The 4,709-nt window shown below is 70.1% G+C and carries 3 protein-coding genes and 1 pseudogene; 1 reads left to right on the forward strand and 3 read right to left on the reverse strand.

Features of this window, described 5'->3' with window-relative positions; translation table 11 throughout:
- Positions 1 to 119: 119 nt before the first annotated feature.
- Positions 120 to 1,550, reverse strand: a complete 1,431-nt coding sequence (locus IJH84_RS23510) for a hypothetical protein (RefSeq protein WP_295149131.1) — start codon at positions 1,548 to 1,550, stop codon at positions 120 to 122.
- Between the two features lie 456 nt (positions 1,551 to 2,006).
- On the opposite strand from IJH84_RS23510, the gene IJH84_RS23515 reads away from it, so the two are divergent.
- The gene (locus IJH84_RS23515) at positions 2,007 to 2,807 is read left to right on the forward strand and encodes a Bax inhibitor-1/YccA family protein (RefSeq protein ID WP_200069294.1); all 801 of its coding nucleotides are present in this window, start codon (positions 2,007 to 2,009) and stop codon (positions 2,805 to 2,807) included.
- 91 nt (positions 2,808 to 2,898) lie between these two features.
- On the opposite strand, the gene IJH84_RS23520 is transcribed toward IJH84_RS23515, so the two are convergent.
- Complete coding sequence (locus IJH84_RS23520) at positions 2,899 to 4,119, reverse strand: acetyl-CoA C-acetyltransferase (protein ID WP_200069295.1); 1,221 nt, start codon at positions 4,117 to 4,119, stop codon at positions 2,899 to 2,901.
- 294 nt (positions 4,120 to 4,413) lie between these two features.
- A pseudogene (locus IJH84_RS23525) lies at positions 4,414 to 4,709 on the reverse strand (SGNH/GDSL hydrolase family protein); the annotation flags it as partial.

Consider the following 4,709-nt stretch of genomic DNA (forward strand, 5'->3'; position numbering starts at 1 on the left):
CGAGGCGGCGACCTCGCGGCCACCGCCCAGCGTCCCGGCGACCACCCCGAAGACCCCGGCGATCGCGAGCGCACCGGCCACGACCAGCGCGATCAGCCACCGCCGCCGCTTGGGGGCGGTCAACGCCTGCCCGCCGAGACGAGCCGCTTGCGGTACGCGACGCCACCGGTCACGGCCGCGCTGGTCAGCGCAAGTGCGCCGAGACCGAGCAGCCCGGCGGGCGTCCCGTCGTCACCCGGCAACTCCACGACTCCGCCCGCACCTGGGTCGCCCGCGGGGATGCGGATCGGCACGGTCGGGGTGTTCGCCTTGTTGCTCAGGTTCAGCGCCAGCGTCGCGCCGGGTTCCAAGGTGCCGGTGACCGAGGGCGGTTGCTGCGGGTCGAACGCTTCCTCGTAGCCCTCCGCCGGAGCCACCTCGGTGATCTTGATCTCCTGCGGCGTGCGCAGGTCGGGGATCTCCGCGGTGCCCTCCGGACCGGTGGTGATCACGGCAGGCTGTCCGTCCTGCCCGGTCAGCGGGGTGCCGTCCTGGCGCAGTGCGGGCTGGTCGTCGGGCAGGCTCACGCGCAGCGCGACCCCGGCGATGCCTGCTTTGCTCTGCTCGTCGACCTTGCCGACGGAGACCGTCCCTGGCGCGGTCACCGCGGGGACGGTGTCGTCCACGGTGAGCTGTTTCTCGCCGCCGGTGGAGACCACCCGCTGCACGCCGTCCGGGTTCTGCACCGCCTCCTGCACGTGCGGCCGCTCGGCCGGGGTGGCCAGCTCACCGGAGACCTTCGGGTTCGGGCCGGTGGGGGTCACCTTCAGCTGCAGCGGCTCACCGCTTTCCGGGGTGGTGATGGTCCCGTTCTCGTCGAGCCCTTCGACCTCGGCGTCGGTGGCGTTGATCCGGACCGGGACGCCGGTGACGCCGCGGCCGTCCGGGTGCTCGACCGTGAACGTCCAGTCGGCCTGCTGCCCGATGACCTGTTCCTGCTCCGGCGCGGCCAGCGACGCCTGCCACGGCCCGCGGTTGCGTTCCGCGTCGGCGCGCAGCTGTTCGACCGCGTCCTTGGTGCTCTGCGGCAGCTTGCCGAACTGGAAGTCGACGTCGTAGGCGATCTGCTCGAACGGTTTGCCCGGGTCGAGGTCGTCCGGGGTGCGCGGCGGCGAGGTCCACGAGTGCAGCAGGTGCGCGAGCGCCGCCGCCTCGTCCGGGTTCTGCGTGCTGCCGTAGCGCAGCAGCAGGTAGGAGATGTTCGCCGCGACGTCGTCGGGCAGCGGGGTGCCCCACTTGGTCAGCAGTTCGTCGCCGGGCTGGTACTGCTCACCGGTGTCCGGCGCCTTCAGCGCGAACTGGACGCACCACACCTGCTTGTCGCCGACGATGTACGAGCCGAGCCAGTCGCGGTCCCGTTGCACGCCTGCGTAGGGCTGTCCTGGTTTGGTTTCGTGGCCGATCCCTTCTTCCGGTGCGGCGACGGCGGCGCCGGGCGTCGCCAGCAGCACGCCGCCGGCGAGCACAGCGGATCCGGCCACCGCTGTGAGCAATTTCTTGAACGTGCGCATCCATGCTCCAGTCTCGGTCTGGGAGAGCGGGGCGCCGACGTCCTCGCGGTCAGCGGCTCACTTTCGTGAGCCGCTGACCGGCGCAAACCCCCCGACGTGGCACGCGGACGCCCGCAGCGGATACTTCCGGTCACGGAATGTGGTTACAAGCGGACATCCGGGTAATCGGCGCGGTCACCGAAAGCGACATCGGCGGCGGGCTCGGCCTCGATCGGCACTCTTCCGGCCCAGCGCAGCGGCCTTCCGAGGAGTTCCAGCAGTACCGGCCGCAGCCCGGTGGAAAGGTTGCCGCCGGAACGTGACCGTTATTCCCGGACATTGCGATGCGGAGTAGTTTCCGACGGGGCGGGCACTGATCACCGCCAGGCAGGTAATGTCGGCTTTACCTAGTCGGGAACCAACCGGCGGGTTCGGTCGTTAGCACGGTGACGGCGCAAAGCACGCCAGGAGGACGAGTTGCGCACAACGAGCAACCCAGCGTTCAAGAACCTGCCGGGACACAGCGGCGGGTACGCGAACTTCGACTACGGCCGGGGCGGCACCGCAGCGCCCGGCCGCGCGCCGGCTGCTCCGCCGCAGACCGCGCGTCCGATGACCATCGACGACGTGGTCACCAAGACGGCCATCACGCTCGCCATCACGCTGATCACCGGTGCTGCGACTTACGTCAGCGGGATGGCCATGCTGGCGCTGCCCGCTGCGATCGTGGGCCTGGTGGTGTCGCTGGTCATCATCTTCACCAAGAAGGTGCGCCCCTGGCTGGTCGTCACTTACGCCGCGGTCGAGGGCGTGTTCCTCGGCGGCATCAGCTATGTCTTCGGCGAACTGCTGAGCCGGACCGGCGTCGGCGGCCCCGGCATGATCATGCAGGCGATCGCGGGCACCATGGGCGTGTTCGCCGCGATGCTGGTGGTCTACAAGACCGGCGCGATCCGGGTGACGCCGAAGCTCACCAAGTGGATCATCGGCCTGGTCGCCGGTGCCGCGGTCGCGATGCTGGTCAACCTGGTCGTCGGGTTCTTCGTGCCCGGCGGGCTCGGCCTGCGCGACGGCAGCCCGATGGCCATCGGGTTCAGCCTGCTGTGCATCGGCATCGCCGCGTTCAGCTTCCTGCTGGACTTCGACGCCGCGGACCGGGCGATCAAGAGCGGTGTGGACGCCAAGGTCAGCTGGTACATCGCCTTCGGCCTGATGACCACGCTGGTCTGGCTGTACCTGGAGATCTTGCGGCTGCTGTCCTACTTCAACAACAACTAGCGCCGCGCAACGCACGAAAAGCGCCCGTTCCCAGCAGGGAACGGGCGCTTTTTCGGGAGCGTGATCCGTCGCTCACACCCGGCGCAGCGGGTCAGGAGAGCCGTTCGAGGACCATCGCCATGCCCTGGCCACCGCCGACGCACATCGTCTCCAGGCCGAACTGCTTGTCGTGCCACTGCAAGGAGTTCAGCAGCGTGTTGGTGATCCGCGCGCCGGTCATGCCGAACGGGTGCCCGACCGCGATCGCGCCGCCGTTGACGTTGAGCTTCTCCAGCGGCAGGCCGAGTTCCTGGTAGGACGGGATGACCTGCGCGGCGAACGCCTCGTTGATCTCGGCCAGGTCGATGTCGCCGATGCCCATCCCGGCGCGGGCCAGCGCCTGCTTGGACGCCTCGACCGGGCCGAGCCCCATGATCTCCGGGGACAGCCCGCTCACCCCGGTGGACACGATCCGCGCCAGCGGAGTGAGGCCCAGCTGCTTGGCCTTGGTGTCGCTCATGATCACCAGCGCGGCCGCGCCGTCGTTGAGCGCGCAGCAGTTCGCCGCGGTGATCCGGCCGTCCGGGCGGAACACCGGCTTGAGGCCGGACACGGCTTCCTTGGTGACCCCGGCGCGCGGCCCGTCGTCGGAGTCGACGATCTGTCCGGACGGCGTGGTCACCGGGGTGATCTCGCGCGACCAGAACCCGTTCGCGATCGCCTTCTCGGCGAGGTTCTGCGAACGCACGCCGAAGTCGTCCATCTCGTCGCGGGAGACGCCCTTGGCCCGTGCCAGGTTCTCCGCGGTCTGGCCCATCGGGATGTAGACGTCCGGGACCTTGCCGAACTCGCGCGGGTCGGTCCAGTCGTCGGCGCCCTGCTCCGCGGTGGCCTGGGTGCGGGCTTCGGCGTCGGCGAACAGCGGGTTGTGCGTGTCGTCCAGCGAGTCCGAGTTGCCCTTGGCGAACCGGGACACCGCCTCCACACCGGCGCTGATGAACACGTCGCCCTCACCGGCCTTGATCGCGTGCAGCGCCATCCGCGTGGTCTGCAGGCTGGAGGAGCAGTAGCGGGTGATCGTGGCGCCGGGCAGGTGGTCGTAGCCCAGCAGCACCGAGACGACGCGGCCCATGTTGAAGCCCTGCTCACCGCCGGGCAGGCCGCAGCCCAGCAGCAGGTCGTCGATCTCGGTGGGGTCCAGCTCCGGCACCTTGTCCAGCGCCGCGCGCACGATCTGCGCGGACAGGTCGTCCGGGCGGACGTCGACCAGTGCGCCCTTGCCTGCGCGGCCGATGGGGGAGCGGGCAGCGGAAACGATCACTGCTTCGGGCATGGCGGGAACTCCTTCGTTCGGGGCGTGCCGGGGCATGGTGTCCGATGCCGTGCTGCGCACTGTGCCCAACACCGTGCTTCGCACCGTGTCCGAACACCGTGCTTCGCACGATCTCCAATACCGTGCTGCGCACGATGCTGGCACCGCGCGGGGCAGGACCGCGATGACCGCGTTGTAAGCGAACGCCGACGCACTGCGCACGACACCGAGCTGGCACGGCGTGCCGTTCTCGGCCACTGTAAAACCGACGCGGCCCGGTTCCGCCTGAGACGACCGTCACCTTCCGCGCGCGGTTCAGTCCGTGCCGCGGCGCCCGAAGCGCCGGTTGAGCCGGGCCATCGCCCGACTGGTCGGCCGCCGCGCCTCCGCGGCCGCGGAACGGGTCGGTGCCTGCGGCAACGGTCCACCACTCCATTCGCCGATGGCCGCGCACAACGCGGGCAGCAGCAGCTTCGCGGCCGCCTCGTATCCGGCGGCGGACGGGTGGAACCGGTCCGGGCTGAAGAACTCCTGCGGCCGGGTCAGGAACTCCGGAGACAGCAGATCGGCCAACGGCACCGCGTGCCCGCCGGCGGCTTCCACGGCCCGGC

The organism is Saccharopolyspora sp. (genome assembly GCF_017434145.1).
In the GTDB taxonomy this organism is placed as follows: domain Bacteria; phylum Actinomycetota; class Actinomycetes; order Mycobacteriales; family Pseudonocardiaceae; genus Saccharopolyspora_C; species Saccharopolyspora_C galaxeae.

Excerpts from the sequence above, each read along its gene's own strand:
- IJH84_RS23510 (WP_295149131.1), bottom strand. The coding sequence starts at position 1,550 with ATGCGCACGTTCAAGAAATTGCTCACAGCGGTGGCCGGATCCGCTGTG.
- IJH84_RS23520 (WP_200069295.1), bottom strand. The coding sequence starts at position 4,119 with ATGCCCGAAGCAGTGATCGTTTCCGCTGCCCGCTCCCCCATCGGCCGC.